Source organism: Heyndrickxia ginsengihumi, assembly GCF_011008565.1.
Classification (GTDB): domain Bacteria; phylum Bacillota; class Bacilli; order Bacillales; family Bacillaceae_C; genus Weizmannia; species Weizmannia ginsengihumi.
In genome coordinates, this window is sequence record NZ_JAAIWK010000015.1 from 74,145 (window position 1) to 89,895 (window position 15,751).

General features: G+C 35.1%; 19 protein-coding genes and 1 riboswitch. Of the genes, 16 read left to right on the plus strand and 3 right to left on the minus strand.

From position 1 onward, the window contains the following. Nucleotides 1-11 precede the first annotated feature (11 nt). Nucleotides 12-578 (plus strand): YpmS family protein, encoded by a 567-nt coding sequence (locus G4D61_RS10455; RefSeq protein WP_025728279.1) that lies wholly within the window; start codon nt 12-14, stop codon nt 576-578. A gap of 200 nt (nt 579-778) precedes the next feature. On the opposite strand, the gene G4D61_RS10460 is transcribed toward G4D61_RS10455, so the two are convergent. Continuing rightward, on the minus strand, nt 779-2,167 hold the full coding sequence (locus G4D61_RS10460; protein ID WP_025728281.1) for an RsmF rRNA methyltransferase first C-terminal domain-containing protein: 1,389 nt from the start codon (nt 2,165-2,167) through the stop codon (nt 779-781). Between the two features lie 294 nt (nt 2,168-2,461). Here G4D61_RS10460 and msrA point away from each other — a divergent pair, with 294 nt between their 5' ends. The 3 genes from msrA (at nt 2,462) to G4D61_RS10475 (ending at nt 3,700) form a co-directional block, all read left to right on the plus strand. Beyond that, a complete protein-coding gene (gene msrA, locus G4D61_RS10465; RefSeq protein WP_051476265.1) occupies nt 2,462-2,953 on the plus strand; it encodes a peptide-methionine (S)-S-oxide reductase MsrA in 492 nt (163 codons plus the stop codon). After that, nucleotides 2,943-3,368, plus strand: a complete 426-nt coding sequence (gene msrB / locus G4D61_RS10470; RefSeq protein WP_025728286.1) for a peptide-methionine (R)-S-oxide reductase MsrB — start codon at nt 2,943-2,945, stop codon at nt 3,366-3,368. The genes msrA and msrB overlap by 11 nt, the downstream gene beginning before the upstream one ends. A gap of 128 nt (nt 3,369-3,496) precedes the next feature. Continuing rightward, on the plus strand, nt 3,497-3,700 hold the full coding sequence (locus G4D61_RS10475; protein ID WP_025728288.1) for a YjcZ family sporulation protein: 204 nt from the start codon (nt 3,497-3,499) through the stop codon (nt 3,698-3,700). 76 nt (nt 3,701-3,776) lie between these two features. Here G4D61_RS10475 and G4D61_RS10480 read toward each other — a convergent pair whose 3' ends face one another. Next, nucleotides 3,777-5,567, minus strand: a complete 1,791-nt coding sequence (locus tag G4D61_RS10480) for a methyl-accepting chemotaxis protein (RefSeq protein WP_025728290.1) — start codon at nt 5,565-5,567, stop codon at nt 3,777-3,779. Nucleotides 5,568-5,903: 336 nt separating this feature from the next. On the opposite strand from G4D61_RS10480, the gene G4D61_RS10485 reads away from it, so the two are divergent. The 10 genes from G4D61_RS10485 (at nt 5,904) to G4D61_RS10530 (ending at nt 13,376) form a co-directional block, all read left to right on the plus strand. Further along, nucleotides 5,904-6,122 (plus strand): YozE family protein, encoded by a 219-nt coding sequence (locus G4D61_RS10485; protein WP_025728292.1) that lies wholly within the window; start codon nt 5,904-5,906, stop codon nt 6,120-6,122. A gap of 180 nt (nt 6,123-6,302) precedes the next feature. Beyond that, nucleotides 6,303-6,473, plus strand: a complete 171-nt coding sequence (locus G4D61_RS10490; protein WP_371316487.1) for a YozD family protein — start codon at nt 6,303-6,305, stop codon at nt 6,471-6,473. Nucleotides 6,474-6,579: 106 nt separating this feature from the next. After that, nucleotides 6,580-6,687, plus strand: a riboswitch (TPP riboswitch). Between the two features lie 65 nt (nt 6,688-6,752). Continuing rightward, complete coding sequence (thiM, locus tag G4D61_RS10495) at nt 6,753-7,559, plus strand: hydroxyethylthiazole kinase (protein ID WP_163173880.1); 807 nt, start codon at nt 6,753-6,755, stop codon at nt 7,557-7,559. 12 nt (nt 7,560-7,571) lie between these two features. Next, on the plus strand, nt 7,572-8,381 hold the full coding sequence (gene thiD / locus G4D61_RS10500; RefSeq protein ID WP_205603257.1) for a bifunctional hydroxymethylpyrimidine kinase/phosphomethylpyrimidine kinase: 810 nt from the start codon (nt 7,572-7,574) through the stop codon (nt 8,379-8,381). Nucleotide 8,382: 1 nt separating this feature from the next. After that, the gene (gene thiE, locus G4D61_RS10505) at nt 8,383-9,033 is read left to right on the plus strand and encodes a thiamine phosphate synthase (protein WP_035353800.1); all 651 of its coding nucleotides are present in this window, start codon (nt 8,383-8,385) and stop codon (nt 9,031-9,033) included. A 17-nt stretch (nt 9,034-9,050) separates the two neighbouring features. Then, complete coding sequence (locus G4D61_RS18510; RefSeq protein WP_306304300.1) at nt 9,051-9,161, plus strand: energy coupling factor transporter S component ThiW; 111 nt, start codon at nt 9,051-9,053, stop codon at nt 9,159-9,161. A gap of 355 nt (nt 9,162-9,516) precedes the next feature. Then, nucleotides 9,517-10,221 carry a purine-nucleoside phosphorylase gene (gene deoD / locus G4D61_RS10515; RefSeq protein ID WP_025728300.1) on the plus strand — a complete coding sequence of 235 codons (705 nt, stop codon included), beginning with the start codon at nt 9,517-9,519 and terminating at the stop codon, nt 10,219-10,221. 165 nt (nt 10,222-10,386) lie between these two features. Further along, on the plus strand, nt 10,387-11,178 hold the full coding sequence (locus G4D61_RS10520) for a D-Ala-D-Ala carboxypeptidase VanY (protein WP_035353757.1): 792 nt from the start codon (nt 10,387-10,389) through the stop codon (nt 11,176-11,178). A gap of 181 nt (nt 11,179-11,359) precedes the next feature. After that, complete coding sequence (locus tag G4D61_RS10525; RefSeq protein ID WP_479691192.1) at nt 11,360-12,817, plus strand: lmo1851 family serine protease; 1,458 nt, start codon at nt 11,360-11,362, stop codon at nt 12,815-12,817. 124 nt (nt 12,818-12,941) lie between these two features. Next, nucleotides 12,942-13,376 carry a MarR family winged helix-turn-helix transcriptional regulator gene (locus G4D61_RS10530; protein WP_025728304.1) on the plus strand — a complete coding sequence of 145 codons (435 nt, stop codon included), beginning with the start codon at nt 12,942-12,944 and terminating at the stop codon, nt 13,374-13,376. 56 nt (nt 13,377-13,432) lie between these two features. Here the strand turns inward: G4D61_RS10530 and G4D61_RS10535 are convergent, their stop codons facing one another. Beyond that, nucleotides 13,433-13,675 carry a hypothetical protein gene (locus G4D61_RS10535; RefSeq protein ID WP_025728307.1) on the minus strand — a complete coding sequence of 81 codons (243 nt, stop codon included), beginning with the start codon at nt 13,673-13,675 and terminating at the stop codon, nt 13,433-13,435. Nucleotides 13,676-14,072: 397 nt separating this feature from the next. Here G4D61_RS10535 and G4D61_RS10540 point away from each other — a divergent pair, with 397 nt between their 5' ends. Then, complete coding sequence (locus G4D61_RS10540; RefSeq protein ID WP_163173886.1) at nt 14,073-14,837, plus strand: CAP domain-containing protein; 765 nt, start codon at nt 14,073-14,075, stop codon at nt 14,835-14,837. A 196-nt stretch (nt 14,838-15,033) separates the two neighbouring features. Further along, nucleotides 15,034-15,537, plus strand: a complete 504-nt coding sequence (locus G4D61_RS10545; RefSeq protein WP_035353751.1) for a GNAT family N-acetyltransferase — start codon at nt 15,034-15,036, stop codon at nt 15,535-15,537. Nucleotides 15,538-15,751 lie beyond the last annotated feature (214 nt).

A 15,751-nucleotide genomic window follows, 5' to 3' on the forward strand; every position in this document is an offset into this window, starting at 1 on the left:
GATGAACGCTCATGAAAAAAAATCCGTGGAAACTTGCTTTTTTATCGTTATTAACGATTGTAGTTGTTATTGTCCTCGTACTTTCATATTTTCTCTTTGCGCCTTCGTCGGAGCAATCAATTCCTAAAGAGGCAAAAAAACAGCACGATATTGAGTTTCATGTAAAAACAGACAAAGCTGATTTAAATGGAATGATTAATCGCTATTTGAAACAAGAGAACTTTAATGGTGAAGTGTATTTAAATAAAGATGTTGAACTATATGGGACAGTGGATGTTTTCTCAGAAAAAATGCATTATAAGATGACATTTACGCCGAAAGCTTTAAAAAATGGTGATTTACTATTGAAACAAAAATCGGTTACTTTAGGAAAGATCCATTTACCCGTTTCATATATTTTAAGATTTATTGATACTACACAGCATTTACCTGACTGGGTGATTATTAAACCGAGTGACAAGCTTCTTTACATTCAATTGCAAAAGATGAAATTGGACAGCGATGCAAAAGTGGAAGTTAATCAGTTCGACTTAGCACATAACAATATTTTATTCACATTGTATTTCCCAAATAAATAAATAAAGAGGCTGGGGCAAAAGGATCTTAACTAAAGAAAACCCGAACATTGTGCTCCAACTCAGCTCCGGAAATATCCTTCGCTTTCCGTGGGCGGCTAGTGAGCCTCCCACAGGAGTCCACGCATATTTTCGGAGTTGATATGTGCAATGTTCGTCTTTAGCTAACAACTTTTGAGTGTTTTCCCAGCCTCTTTCGTTTATTATGAAAGTAATCGTAACCCCTTCGGATAAAAATTTTTCAAAATGCCATTTGCCTCTTTGCTCCAGCCTAACGGAAATTGATCAATTGTTATAAGAACCCACCCCCGATGATTGCCTGTGGTTTTTAATGTCTCACCTCTTAAATAGCGCAACCATTCTTCATTTTTCGAAGAAAGATCGTGGACATGTTTGCCTTGTTTAATTGACAATGCAAGTGCTAACGCATGATTAGGCTCAAAACGATTTTTTTTGAAGACGCCGAGATGTAGTCCAGCACGAACTAAATGAACGCCTTTTAACTGTGGACATTGTCTCGGTAATAAGAAGAGCTGATCTTTAAATACAAAAAATGCTTTTCCATCTGTATTGAAATGTATTAGATTATTTTGTTTGAAATCATTCCAGTCTCTTTCTTGAACTTTTGAAAGTTTCGTCGCTGCCTGCAATTGGATGCTTTCATTTGCTTCTTCAAGTCTTGATTGCTTCCTCAATTTTGCTACAAAATGGCCTTCTCCCCGTAAGCGGTGTGGCCAAAGCCTTGCTGTATGAACGATGTCCTTAAGTTGATTCTTTGTCCATTCAATCTTGCCTGGTTGGATCCCATGCGAATGGTGTATTGGAATAATGTCCATATCTGGAAATTCTTGTACAAATGCTTCGATCGTTTGTTCATTTTCCTCAGGAGAAAAAGTACATGTAGAATACACAAGTGTCCCACCTGGCTTTAACATTTTATATGCGTAGGATAGAATTTCCCTTTGCTTGTTTGCGCATTGTTCAACATGTTGTTGACTCCAGTATTTCATTGCTTCTGGATCTTTTCGAAACATTCCTTCACCAGAACATGGAGCATCTACTAAGATTTTATCGAAATAATTCGGATAAAGTTTACTTAACCTTTCGGGCGTTTCATTCGTCACAACTGTATTTGCTAGTCCAAACCTTTCAATATTTTCAGAAAGTGCCTTTGCTCGCTTTGGATGAATTTCATTAGACATAAGGAACCCATTCTCACCAATTCGTGTCGCGATATGAGTAGACTTTCCTCCAGGTGCAGCGCACAAATCTAATACATGATCTCCCGCTTTTACGTCTAATTGTTCACCAACAAACATAGCACTAGGTTCTTGAATGTAAAATAAACCTGCAGAATGATATGGATGTTTTCCAGGTTGGTCTTCTTTTTCATTAAAATAATAGCCAGTCGGGACAAAAGGAATGTTTTCTATTGAAAAAGGAGAAATCTGTTCCCAATTATTAGCATCCAATTTATTAGTATTAATTCTTAAACCGCTCGCACGTTTTTCTGTATAAGAATCAAAAAAATCATTTGCTTCATCACCGAGCAAAGATAACATTTTTTCCTTAAAATCAATAGGTAAATTCAATTTTATACTCCTTTCTAGATTAAAAACCATACCACAATGGATATAACTATTATAAGAAAGACGTTTAAATCAAGGCAATTAAACTTTTTATATTTTTTTGCCTTATGAATGACCATTCCTTCATTACATATAAGGACGATAAGAAAGAGTAAATAATTTGAATTTCAAGCAACTATGCCTAAAAGTAGATAAATATAAATTCACAAGCTACAATAAGAATACATCATGAAAAAATCGGGGTGATGGACATTGACTTTGGATAAAGCACTTTTTGCGGGAGGATGTTTTTGGTGTATGGTGCATCCTTTTGATGAATTACCTGGAATAGAAAAGGTCGTCTCAGGATACACCGGAGGGACAACACCTTTCCCATCATATGAAGAAGTATGTTCTGGAAAAACGGGACATACTGAAGCAGTACAAATTATATATAATTCTGAGCAATTCCCATATGAAAAACTGCTAGATATATTCTGGACACAAATAGATCCTACAGATGCTGGGGGACAATTTTTTGATCGCGGAAATTCTTATAAACCGGCTATATATTATTATAATGAGGATCAAAAAAAAGCTGCTGAAACATCTAAGAGAAACATAGAAAAAAGCGGCCGTTTTTCGAAACCAATTGTTGTGAGTATTTTGCCAGCATCTGAGTTTTATCCAGCTGAAGATTATCACCAAGACTACTATAAAAAGAATCCTACTCATTATCAAGCATATCATGAAGGATCTGGCAGAGCCGCATTTATTCGAACACATTGGGGTGACAAATATGGAAAATAAACATTTAAAAGAAAAATTAACGAAAATGCAATATGAGGTAACACAGCATAGTGCAACAGAACCTCCGTTTCACAATGAATATTGGAATACATTTGAAGAGGGAATTTATGTAGACATCGTGTCTGGAAAACCACTTTTTAGTTCAAAAGATAAATTTGATGCTGGCTGTGGATGGCCAAGTTTTACGAAACCAATCGCGGAAGATGAAATGGTTGAAAAAACGGATACTAGTCATGGAATGATTCGAACAGAGGTTAGAAGTAAGTCGGCCAATTCCCATCTAGGTCATGTTTTTCCTGATGGACCTGGACCAACTCATTTAAGATACTGCATTAATTCAGCCGCTTTGCGCTTTATTCCGAAAGAAAAATTAGAAGAAGAAGGCTATGGAGAATATTTATCTTTATTTGATTGAGTATCCTTTAACTTAACGGTCTTTAGGTAAAAGTCTCAAAAACTAGGCGAATGCACATACACATATCCTAATGAAACATACCATGAACTGAATAGAAAAATATAGAAAATCTTCGAGGAGTGAATGGTATGTACTACGGATATGATGGTGGATATGGTCATCCATATTATGATGGATATGGTCATCCGTTTGATGGATGCGGATGTTACGGTGGAGGATATAGCTATGGTGTTGTAGGCGGTGGCTATGGCTGTCGGAATTCATTTGCTTTAATTGTTGTGCTATTTATCCTTCTAATTATTATTGGTGCTTGCTGGGTAGATCCTAAATAAGTTTTGTTTATAATGATAGAAAAAGGCAACGGTAATGTTGCCTTTTTTCTATGATCAATTAAATGATTGCTCATTTTTATATTTTAAAATTACTAATTAGCTTCCGTAAATATTCAGCCTGCTTAGATAATTCGGAAGCAGCTGCAGTGACTTCTTCCATTGCAGCCGATCCTTCCTGTGAACTAGATGCTGTAGCTTCAGTGTTTGTTGCGGTATTTGCAGCAATTTGGTTAACGGCCTCGAAAGATTCCGCAACATCAATACTTAGTTTTTTAGTTTTCTCAATTTCGCTAACCATATCAATGATAACATTGGTTGTTGCATTTGTTTGCTTTTGAATAATCTGTAAAGACTGCTTCGTTTCAACAGAAGATTGCACACCAGCTAATACTGCCTGAACGCCTTCGTTATTTTGATCAATAATTCGATTAACTTCCTTTTGTATTGAAAGGACAATTTTTGTCACTTCATCAGCTGATCGTTGTGATTGTTCCGCCAAATTGCGTACTTCATTAGCTACAACTGCAAATCCCCGTCCGTGTTCACCGGCTCGGGATGCTTCAATTGCCGCATTCAATGCTAGTAAATTAGTTTGTTTTGCAATTCCTGTTATCGTTTTAATCATTTTTGTTATTTCAGCTGACTTTTGTCCTAATGTCTCAACTGTAGATGTTGTGTTAGAAATAATATTTTCAATACTCTTCATTTTAGATGAAGTATTATTTACAGAATCACTACCTTTTTCAGCAGATATTTTCATATCAAGTGACGCTTTTTTTACCGTTTCAGCTGAGTCATAGAGAATCGATACTACTTTTTCTAAAATCTCCATTTTTGACATTGATTTACTCATCTGATTTGAAACCTGTTCGCTATCACTTGCAATTTCATTTGCCGTTTCTGCAATAGATTGAATCGTACGTGCTGTTTCTTCGGAAGAAGCAAGTAATTGTTCACTAGACGAGGAGACGTTTTCAGCCATACTCGCTATATCCGTTACTAACTTTGCAATGCCATCAATTAGTTGATTTGTGTCTTTTGCTAGATTACTAAGTTCATCATTAGACTTAATTTCTATTCTTTTAGTTAAATCTCCGCCAGCATATGCGATGTTTAAAATTGATTGACTTATTTTACGTACGCTCGATTTAATGGTTTTCGTTAAAAGCATACTGATTATGATAGAGAGAATGACGGCAAATAATGATAATGCAACTGTAACAATTTGAGAAATTAAAACAGTAGTATGTAAAAGATGTATACGTTCTTTCGTTGTGTTTGTTTCATCCTGTAAAAGATCTTGAATTTCTTGTTTCATTTTGTTCATATAAAATGTCGTCTGCGACGTTTTCGTTTGTTCAATTGCATCCTTTTGCGTATTATATTGCCGTGCCTCGATGACGCGATCAATCCCACCAAGCCAAAAATTATATGCATGTGCAATACGCTCGACTTTAGTTCTTTGATCAGGATTTTGTTTCAGTAGTTTTCTTAATTCACGTAGTTTTGTATTAACATCTTTTTTACTCTGTTCATAAGGATCAAGTGCATCCATATCACCTGAAAGCACATAGTTTAATGAAGCGGAGTCAATATCGCCTGTTTGCTCTAGAAGGTTTTGCACATCGTCATGGACTATAATGTCATGCTCGGAAATTCGGGTAATTTCTTTTTCAAGATTCCTCATATTTATATACGATGTGATCGTTAATAGTATTAATAATATGGTAAGTATCCCGAATGACACGGCAATTTTCCCCCGAATCGTTTGGATATATGGAATGATTGCGCGGAAAAATGTTCGCATATCTTTCTTCTTAATGATGTTGAAAGTTGTTCTGTTCGAATTTTTTTTAGTTTTAATCACGGGGACCTCCAAAAAATATCTAATTTATTTAAATAGACACTCAATTAATAATATTAAACATTTATTAGTAAATAATCTATAAATTTGTCAGGAAAATAAACAATTAAATGTTATTTATAAATTTTCTTTTATTTTTATCTAATAGATTTAAAGGCAATAGGGAGACTGGAGGAAAAAAGTGAGACCTTGAAGTGATAATCAGCACTCACGTTTTAAAGAAGGTAGATTGAAATAAAAAGCTATATATGATAGTATGTTTTGACTTTACGTAATGTAAGTCTTTCGATATAGTGATTCATATATGAAAACGAAATAGAATAGAAAGGCGCTTGTACGATGAAATCCTTTTATCACTTTTTAATGAAATTCAGGGATGCTAAACAAAAAGACGATTTAACTATTTTTGCGAATGGAGCATACCGGGATCACAGTTTTCCAAAGCACTCGACAGATTATCATGAGATTAGTTCTTATCTAGAATTGAATGGAGAGTATTTACACTCAATGACCATTTTCGATAAGGCATGGGATATTTATATTTCTGAGACGAAATGATGCGCTTCGTATGGTCGAATAGGTAATGTTATGATTATTTAAAATGGCCGCGGAAAAACCAATTGCTGAACGGCATGACAGATATTTGTAATTTTTTAGAAAAAATATGTTTAATGGTATATATAATTTATCTTTTTCATACATTTTTTAAAAAAGGAGGAGGCGATTTTTTTGCGTGATATGGACGTATATATTGATACTGAAGAAATAGCTGAATTCTTCTATATGGAATTAGTTAAACGAGGGTATGTCCCGAAAGAGATTGAGCTTGAAGAAATCGCCGATATTACATTTGATTATTTAATTGCGAAATGTATCATTGATGAAGAGTGGGATGAATATCAAAGCTAGTTTATTAGGTAGAAATGTGTTTTGTAAATGAAATTTATGAATAAAGGGGCGATTTAGCTTTACTACGTACAATTAACGTACTATAATTACTTAAAAAGAATATGTTTGACACTACTAGGGGTGCCTATGCAGGCTGAGAGAAAAACATGTCGTTTTTTAACCCTTTGTACCTGATCCGGTTCATACTGGCGTAGGAAAGTAGGAAGTACAGCTTTTCTTCTTGCGATCAAGTCAGATCCTTAGCGGGTCTGACTTTTTATATTTTAGGAGGTATAAAAAATGAAAAAGCAACACGTTTATGAATTAGTAAGGAGAATTAAGGAAACGAATCCCCTTATACATAATATTACAAACATTGTAGTTGCAAATTTTACGGCAAATGGACTGCTTTCTTTAGGAGCTTCACCGGTAATGGCAGATGCAGCTGAAGAAGTGGCTGAAATGGCAAGTGTGGCAAAGGCCCTTGTCATTAATATAGGAACATTGAATCGTGATTCGGTTGAAGCGATGATCATAGCAGGTAAATCGGCCAATCAGCATCATGTTCCAGTCATCTTAGATCCAGTTGCAGCAGGGGCAACGACATTTCGTACAGAAACGGTGAAAAGGCTGTTGCAAGAGATTAAATTTAGTGTAATTAGAGGAAATGCTGCAGAGATTGCAAATTTAATAGGAGTAGATTGGGAAATTAAAGGAGTCGATGCTGGAAATGGACAGGGAGATATTGTTGAAATGGCCAAAAAAGCAGCACTGGCTTTGTCTACAACTGTTGCTATTACCGGAAAAGATGATGTCATTTCCAATGGAGAAACTACTTATATCGTTCAAAATGGTCATCCGATATTAACAAAAGTAACAGGAACAGGTTGTCTATTATCATCTATTGTCGCGGCTTTTAATGCGGTTGAGCATCAAGCTTTATTGGCAGCGACATCTGCGATTTCTTTTTATGGGGTAGCGGCGGAAATCGCTGCTAAAAAAACAGCTGGACAAGGCACTGGCAGTTTTCAAATTGAGTTTTTAAATCAGTTATCACTAGTTTCAGAGGAAGATATTCAGCGATATAGTATCATTACAGTCAAGTAAGGAGTAATCATGATGAAAAAGGCACTTACAATTGCCGGCTCTGACAGTGGCGGAGGCGCAGGCATACAAGCAGATTTAAAAACATTTCAGGAATTAGAAGTATATGGTATGTCGGTATTGACAGCTGTAACAGCACAAAATACGTTAGGGGTGCAAGGAGTATACCCACTACCATATGAAGCTGTTGCAAAACAATTGGATTCTGTTTTAGTAGATATCGGCACAGACGCATTGAAAACGGGAATGTTGTTTGACTCGGAAATAATTGAAATTGTGGCAGAAAAAGTAAAACAATATCAATTAAACACATTAGTTGTTGATCCTGTTATGATTGCTAAAGGGGGGGCTTCTTTACTACAAACTGAAGCAATTTTAGCATTGAGAAAAAGTTTGCTTCCGCTTTCTTTTGTAACAACGCCCAATATTCCCGAGGCTGAAGTGTTAGCTAATATGGAAATTACCAGTCAGGAGGATAAAAAAGAGGCAGCAAAACGAATTGCTGATTTTGGTGTGAACAATGTTTTGATTAAAGGCGGCCATGAAGAAAATGCTGATATTGCGAGTGATCTTCTATTCGATGGGGAACATTTTCACACATTTACAAGTAAAAGAATTCAGACGGAAAATACACATGGAACTGGCTGTACATTTTCTGCAGCCATAACGGCGGAGCTTGCAAAAGGTGCCTCCATTTTTGATGCAATTTCAGTTGCGAAAGCATTTATTACTGATGCAATCACATATGATTTGCACATTGGAAACGGTCATGGTCCAACCAATCATTGGGCATACAAACATAAAGGAGTACTTGACAATGACTAACATGAATAAAGAACAATTATCTTCTGCCTTACAATTGTATTTTGTGATGGGGAGTCCAAATTGTGTACAGCGCCCTGTTGACGTTTTATCTGAGGCAATTAAAGGCGGTATCACTCTTTTCCAATTTCGCGAAAAGGGTCACGGTGCGCTTGAAGGTGATCAGAAATATGCCTTAGCAGAAGAACTTCAATATATTTGTCGAAAAAATGAGATTCCATTTATAGTTGATGATGATGTGGATCTAGCAATTGCTCTTAAGGCTGATGGTGTTCATGTAGGTCAAGAGGATGAACCAATTGAAAGTGTAAGAGAAAAAATCGGAAATAAAATAGTCGGGGTTTCTGTACATAATCTTGAAGAGGCAAAGGAAGCAATGCAGGCTGATTACTTTGGTGTTGGTCCCATTTTTCCTACAAAAACGAAAGAAGATGCAAAACCCGTTCAAGGGGTAAGCGTCATTCGCCAGATTCGTTTAGCAGAAATTCAAATTCCAATTGTAGGCATTGGCGGCATCACTGAAAAAAACGCTTCTGAAGTGATTAGAGCTGGAGCTGATGGGGTGTCTGTTATTACGGCTATTAGTCAAGCTGGAAATGTAAGAGAAGCTGCTGCCGCGATTAGAAAAGAAATTTCTGCTTGCAGCAAACGTTGAAACTGACGTTAGCAGCGATGTTTATAGCAATCGGAACGCTTACAAGCAATCTGTTTTACATCCCAATTGGGCTTACAAAAGTATTTCCGATGCAGCATGTTATTCACATTCTTTCAGTAGTTTTTTAGGTCCTGGTTATACAGTGCTGCAGGCACTTTCCATTTCAATTTTGCGAATATAACAAGGACAGGCACATTTTGGTACTGGCTTTTTAGGTGTATTAGTATGTTATCCTATTTTTACATTGTTTTTAGGAAAGAAAGCTACTCTTTTTGGCTTTATCCCATCATTATGATTGCTTCAGTTGTCGGTGCTTTACTTGGCTCACTGTTTCTAACAATCATATTAAAACACTCAATATCACAACGATATACTAGAAGGTACTACAGGAAATGAGGGAGTTTCATAACAAGAGGAATGGAAGTTTGCATCCTTGACGATTACCATTTACAATGAACATATTGATAGAAGGAGGTACAGAATATGAGCGTACATATTGGTGCAAAAGAAAATGAAATTGCTGAAACAGTGCTGTTGCCGGGGGATCCATTGAGGGCAAAATATATTGCAGATACATTTTTAGAAGATGTAAAATGCTATAATGAAGTTCGAAATATGTTTGGCTATACTGGTACATATAAAGGAAAAAGAGTTTCTGTGCAAGGTACAGGAATGGGGGTACCATCCATTTCTATATATAGTACAGAATTAATGCAAAGTTATGGCGTGCAAAATCTTATTCGTGTAGGTACATGTGGTGCGATCCAAAAAGACGTGAAAGTTCGCGATGTCATCTTAGCAATGAGTGCTTCAACTGATTCACAAATGAATAGATTAACGTTCAATGGTATAGATTTTGCCCCGACGGCGAACTTTGATTTACTATTAAATGCATACAATAAAGGAATTGGAAAAGGATTAAACTTAAAGGTTGGCAATGTATTTACAGCCGATTTATTCTATAATGACCATGCCGACCATGAGAAATGGGCACAGCATGGTATATTAGCAATTGAAATGGAGTCCGCAGCGTTGTATACACTGGCTGCAAAATTCGGACGCAAAGCGCTATCAATCTTAACCGTAAGTGATCATATTATTACGGGAGAGGAAACAACGGCTGAGGAGCGTCAAACTACATTTAATGAAATGATTGAAGTTGCCTTAGATGTGGCGTTAGAATTATAAATCAGACATGAAAAGTTCAAATGATATACATAATTCGTATATCCTTGAACTTTTTTTATGCTTGCTATCAAAATAAAAAAAATGCATCATGCTACCCTAGATTCAATCCCGCATGTTTGGTAGACTAGCATATGTATTGAATAATTGTGAAGAAAAGGTGAAATCATGAAACAGTTTGTCAGTCTGGGTCTTGTTCTCCTCTTATTAACAGGATGCAGCTTTAATCCATTAGATCAGGCAACGAAAGAACAGTCGAATAAAACGTCCGAAAAAATAGATGCAAATAATCAGGACAATGCTAAAAAATCGGAATTAGCATTGAGCTCAAAGTATTTTAATCATATAAAAACTGTTAATGGCCAAAAAATAATACAAAATCCGTCCAATATTTTGGCATTAGTTAATAAATCCTACTCAATTGGTGACTATGTCCCAAATGATCTTGTTAGACCGAAAGTGAACTTTTCTTTTGGAGATCAAAATATCGAGAAAAGTCATTTGCGAAAGGTTGCTGCAGATGCTGTCGAGAAAATGTTTGCAGCTGCTAAAAAGGATGGAATTATACTTTATGTAGCTTCAGGCTATCGATCTTACGACCGTCAAAAAGTATTATTTGATGCAGAAGTCCAGCATGATGGCAGTAAAGCAAAGGCAGCTCAAGCAGTTGCAATTCCAGGAGAAAGTGAACATCAAACAGGGTTAGCTTTAGATATTACGAGTCAAACGGAAAATTTCTTATTGACTGAAAAAATGGGAGATGATCCAGAAGGTATTTGGCTAGCAAAAAATGCTCATAAATTTGGTTTTATATTAAGATATCCAAAAGGTAAAGAAAACATTACAAAATATGAGTATGAACCTTGGCATTTCCGTTATGTAGGTAAAGAAGCGGCAACTGTCATCTATAAGCATAATTGGACATTAGAAGAATATTTTCAACATGTAAAGAAAGTATAAATAATAGGCAATAGGGGGTGTTTTCATTAACATTCTTTATTGCTTTTTTTTATAATATATTTTTGTGCGAATGTAGTCTCTTTTACAAATTCAAAAAAGCTGATAGAATAAAGAGGTTAGAAACTTATTTGCAAGTCCAATACATACGATTTCGAATTGATGAATGAAAGTGGTGACATATTTGAGTGATGAAAATAAAGAACTAGAAAGAACGAAAGAAGAAAACACTGGATATATTCGAATGAAGAAATTTAAATTTATTATGCTGCTTTTTTGCGTAATATTTTTAACAGCTGGGATTACAACAGCTGCATTTGCTTTAGGAGATAAAAAGGCAGTGAATGTTAACAACAGGCCTGAATTTGATAAGCTTTATCAGGCATACGATGATATTAAAGCAAACTATTATCAAAATGTGAAAAGTCAAACACTTATTGATGGTGCCATAAATGGAATGGTTGAATCACTTAATGATCCGTTTTCGGATTATATGACAAAAAGTGAAGCATCACAGTTCCATGATACAATTTCATCTTCTTTTGAAGGAATTGGCGCTGAAGTACAGGAAAAAGATGGTTATATTGTCGTGATTGCTCCAATCAAAGGATCGCCTGCTGAAAAAGCGGGATTAAAACCAAATGATAAAATCCTTGCTGTAAATGGTAAAAACATACAAGGAATGAGTGCGAACCAAGCAATTCTATTAATTAGAGGTAAAAAAGGAACAAAAGTGACATTAACGATTCAACGTGCTGGTGCGAAAGATCAATCTAAGCTTACGATTACACGTGATACCATTCCTGTTCAAACAGTCTATCCGGAAATGTTGAAAAATGGTGTTGCAAAAATCCAGATTACGACATTCTCAGATGGTACGTATAAAGAATTACAAAAAGCAATCGATCAAATGAAGAAAAAAGGAATGAAATCTCTAATCATTGATGTGAGACAAAATCCTGGTGGGCTATTAGATCAAGCGATTAAAATTGCTAATCTCTTTGTTCCTGAAGGAAAAACAATTCTTCAAGTTGAAGATCGCAATGGAAAAATACAAAAGTATGTTGCAGAAGATGGAACAAAAATTAAAGTTCCAACAGTTGTTTTAATTGATGGAGGCAGTGCAAGTGCTTCGGAAATTTTGGCTGGTGCTCTCCATGAATCTGCTGGTATTCCATTAGTTGGTGTGAAGTCTTATGGAAAAGGAACTGTGCAAACAGCAATTGACTTTAAAGATGGATCTAATTTGAAATACACAGTTCAGAAATGGTTAACACCTAATGGAGAATGGATTCATAAAAAAGGTATTCAACCACAGTACAAAGTCAATTTACCTGATTATGCGAATCTGCCAGTTATCGATGCAAATACAACGTTGAAACGTTCTTCAGTTTCAAGCGCAGTTAAAGCAGCGGAACAAATGTTAAAAGCTTTAGGCTATCATCCTGGAAAAGTGGACGGATATTTTGACGCCCAAACAGAAGAAGCAGTAAAAGCTTTCCAAGCTGATGAAAAGTTAAAGGTAACAGGTGTTCTTAAAGGTGATACAACGAATAAGCTAATCGCAAAAGTGAGCGAGCTCATTACTAAAAATGATACGCAATTAAAGAAAGCAGAATCAGTCGTGAAAAAAGAAAAATAATTAAATAAAAAGAGTCCAATTTCAAAAATTTGTAAATTGGACTCTTTTTTTATGAAAATGTTTTATTTTCAATGGTATAATATAGATAAGATATTGATGGTTTATCCCGTAATGGTAGAAAGGAATGGGACGTTTGGAAAACAATAACTCAGTGGATCTTGAACTAATTTTCCGTAATGTCTATCGAAAAATAAGGGAAGAGATGCAGCTTTTATTAAGAGAATATGTAACTACAAATGAATATATGGTATTAAAATTATTGTCCGAGGTTCCGATGCGTTCCTCTGATTTATCGAGAGCATTACAAGTATCTGCAAGTCATATTACTTCCGTAACAGATTCTCTTGTTGAAAAAGGATTGATCGAAAGAAATAGATCGAGTAAAGATCGACGTGTAGTAGATCTACTTTTAACTGATGAAGGAAAAGCGTTAGTCAAACAGCTTAACAAAATAAAGCGGGATTCTATGAAACAGCACCTTGAAATTTTCACTGAAGAAGAGAGAAACGTTTTAATAAAATTATTTAGAAAATTCGAAGCGCATTTAAATCAGCAATAATGTAATTATTTAATTGTGATATTACAAAGTAAACCATCCGAATTACTCGGATGGTTTTAATGATGTTCTCCAAATTTCGAAAAAGTATATTCATCCTCAACTAACCCACAAATTGCACATTGTACTCGATATTCTGGACCTTTATAGGATAAATGAAAGGGATCGGTATGTTCATTGCTGTATCTCTCTATGATTTCACCTGATTTCGGGTCCATTTTAACAGGTTGAACAACTTGTTGAATAATATTAAAACGCGAACGATTAGTTTTACAATTTGGACAGCAGTACGGACCATTCATGTTACCTCATCCTTTCAATTTGAAATACATTGTATTTATTAAGTTTTCCAATTATCCGGTGTTTTATTAGCAATCCAGTCATAAAAATTGCAAACTGGCTGCAACAATTGTTACATTTCATCGTGTTTTGACAACTTGTCAAGGATGAATATCGTGAAAAATATGGAATTTATGATTGATACTGGAAAGTTTAGCAATGAAAGTCATATCTTAATATTTAATAGAAAGCTAGAAATGGTCTTGTTTTAATAGATACAAGAAATGAAAACCATCTATGTGTCACTCTTTTATCTGCATATACTAGAATTTCCCTCTAATATTACAAAAATCGTATGTTATGATTTTCATGTAAGCAAGACAAGACAAATGATAAACAATTAAGGGAGGAAACATATACATGAAAAAAGTGATGTTAACAACTGCTGCAGCATTTGCATTAATGGCGGCACCACTTGTTAGTAATAAAGTAGATGCAGCCTCAAATCAGCCAACGAAAGATTGCAATACAACTGGTAAAGTTGCAACTTATCAATATAAATTTAATAGTATTGATGATTTAAAGAAATGGTTAAAAGAAAAAGGAATTACATTCAATACGGTTAATACAGTTCAAACAGTGAATAATGAAAAGTCAGAAACAGCTAGCAAATCTGCACCAAGTAAATCAACTAGCAATGCCGCAAAGCAAACAACTACGACTACAAATACAAATAAAGCTCAATCAACACCAACGACTACTTCTGCAAATAAAAACCAAACAACAGCTTCTGATTCAACAAGTGCTTTAAATGCCTATGAAAAACAAGTTGTTGATTTAACGAATAAAGAACGTGCGAAAAATGGTTTGAAGCCTCTACAAGTTGATGCAACATTAAGTAAAATGGCACGTGCAAAATCGAATGATATGATGACGAATAAATATTTTGATCATACTAGTCCAACTTATGGTTCACCATTTGATATGATGAAAAAATTCGGTATATCATACAAATCAGCAGGGGAAAATATTGCAATGGGACAACAAACTCCAGAAGAAGTTGTTAATTCATGGATGAATAGCCCAGGTCATAGAGCAAATATTTTAAATAAAAATTATACACATATCGGTGTAGGATATGTTGAAAATGGTCATTATTGGACACAAGAATTTATTCAAAAATAATAAAGCAATTGATTTATATTCAAGGATGCCCTCAATAGTAGGGTGTCCTTATTTTGCATCCACTTTTATCTCTCGATTTCATTTCAAAATGATTATTTTGCTGATAAGCATATTCAGCAATTACATTTAAGGTTAATATGATTCCTTTTGCTATAAAAAATACGTTATAATGATCAAAAAAGATAAGAGGTATCAGATGATTATTAGAAGAGGTAATGTAGAAGATGTAACAGCAATTATGGAGATGGTGAAAAATACGATTCAAATTATGAAAGAAGAAGAAAATGATCAATGGGATGAACATTATCCTTTGAAAACAGATTTTGAAGCAGATATAAGCGGGCGGTCATTATTTGTGGCGGAAGAAGATGGTAAAGTCATTGGCTCGGTGACAGTTGATCAGCATGAGCCTGAAGCATATAACATACTTGATTTTCAAAACAATACGCCTGCATTTTTAATGCACCGTTTAGTTGTAGACGTGTATCAAAGGGGAAAAGGGATAGCGAAACAATTAATTCAATTTGCAGAGCATCTAGCTATTGAACATCACTGTCCTTATATGAAAACAGATACTTATGCAAAAAATAAAAAAGCATTTAGCCTATTCACTAGTGAAGGATATACTTTAGTTGGAGAAATCAGAAGAGAAGAAAAAGATTCCCCTTTTTATGTTTTTGAAAAAACACTAGGAGCATAAGTAAAAGCATTTGCTTATATTGGCGATGCCTCCTTTTGCTATTGAACTGAAAGAAATTGGCGACCTGGAACTATCTCCAGGTTAAACTTAAGATAAAAAACAAATCCCCACTGAACAATATGAACTGCCCCCTGTCAAGTAGACAGTGGAAATAATAAAAATGATTTAAGCGGCTTTAGCTCTATATTCCATCGGGCTAAGGCCGTTTAATCGT

Bases quoted from the DNA above. Each gene is read 5' to 3' on its own strand.
- G4D61_RS10455 (WP_025728279.1), top strand. From the start codon at position 12: ATGAAAAAAAATCCGTGGAAACTTGCTTTTTTATCGTTATTAACGATT.
- msrA (WP_051476265.1), top strand. From the start codon at position 2,462: ATGGTGCATCCTTTTGATGAATTACCTGGAATAGAAAAGGTCGTCTCA.
- msrB (WP_025728286.1), top strand. From the start codon at position 2,943: ATGGAAAATAAACATTTAAAAGAAAAATTAACGAAAATGCAATATGAG.
- G4D61_RS10475 (WP_025728288.1), top strand. From the start codon at position 3,497: ATGTACTACGGATATGATGGTGGATATGGTCATCCATATTATGATGGA.
- G4D61_RS10485 (WP_025728292.1), top strand. From the start codon at position 5,904: ATGAAATCCTTTTATCACTTTTTAATGAAATTCAGGGATGCTAAACAA.
- G4D61_RS10490 (WP_371316487.1), top strand. From the start codon at position 6,303: ATGGACGTATATATTGATACTGAAGAAATAGCTGAATTCTTCTATATG.
- thiM (WP_163173880.1), top strand. From the start codon at position 6,753: ATGAAAAAGCAACACGTTTATGAATTAGTAAGGAGAATTAAGGAAACG.
- thiD (WP_205603257.1), top strand. From the start codon at position 7,572: ATGAAAAAGGCACTTACAATTGCCGGCTCTGACAGTGGCGGAGGCGCA.
- thiE (WP_035353800.1), top strand. From the start codon at position 8,383: ATGAATAAAGAACAATTATCTTCTGCCTTACAATTGTATTTTGTGATG.
- G4D61_RS18510 (WP_306304300.1), top strand. From the start codon at position 9,051: ATGTTTATAGCAATCGGAACGCTTACAAGCAATCTGTTTTACATCCCA.
- deoD (WP_025728300.1), top strand. From the start codon at position 9,517: ATGAGCGTACATATTGGTGCAAAAGAAAATGAAATTGCTGAAACAGTG.
- G4D61_RS10520 (WP_035353757.1), top strand. From the start codon at position 10,387: ATGAAACAGTTTGTCAGTCTGGGTCTTGTTCTCCTCTTATTAACAGGA.
- G4D61_RS10530 (WP_025728304.1), top strand. From the start codon at position 12,942: ATGGGACGTTTGGAAAACAATAACTCAGTGGATCTTGAACTAATTTTC.
- G4D61_RS10535 (WP_025728307.1), bottom strand. From the start codon at position 13,675: ATGAATGGTCCGTACTGCTGTCCAAATTGTAAAACTAATCGTTCGCGT.
- G4D61_RS10540 (WP_163173886.1), top strand. From the start codon at position 14,073: ATGAAAAAAGTGATGTTAACAACTGCTGCAGCATTTGCATTAATGGCG.
- G4D61_RS10545 (WP_035353751.1), top strand. From the start codon at position 15,034: ATGATTATTAGAAGAGGTAATGTAGAAGATGTAACAGCAATTATGGAG.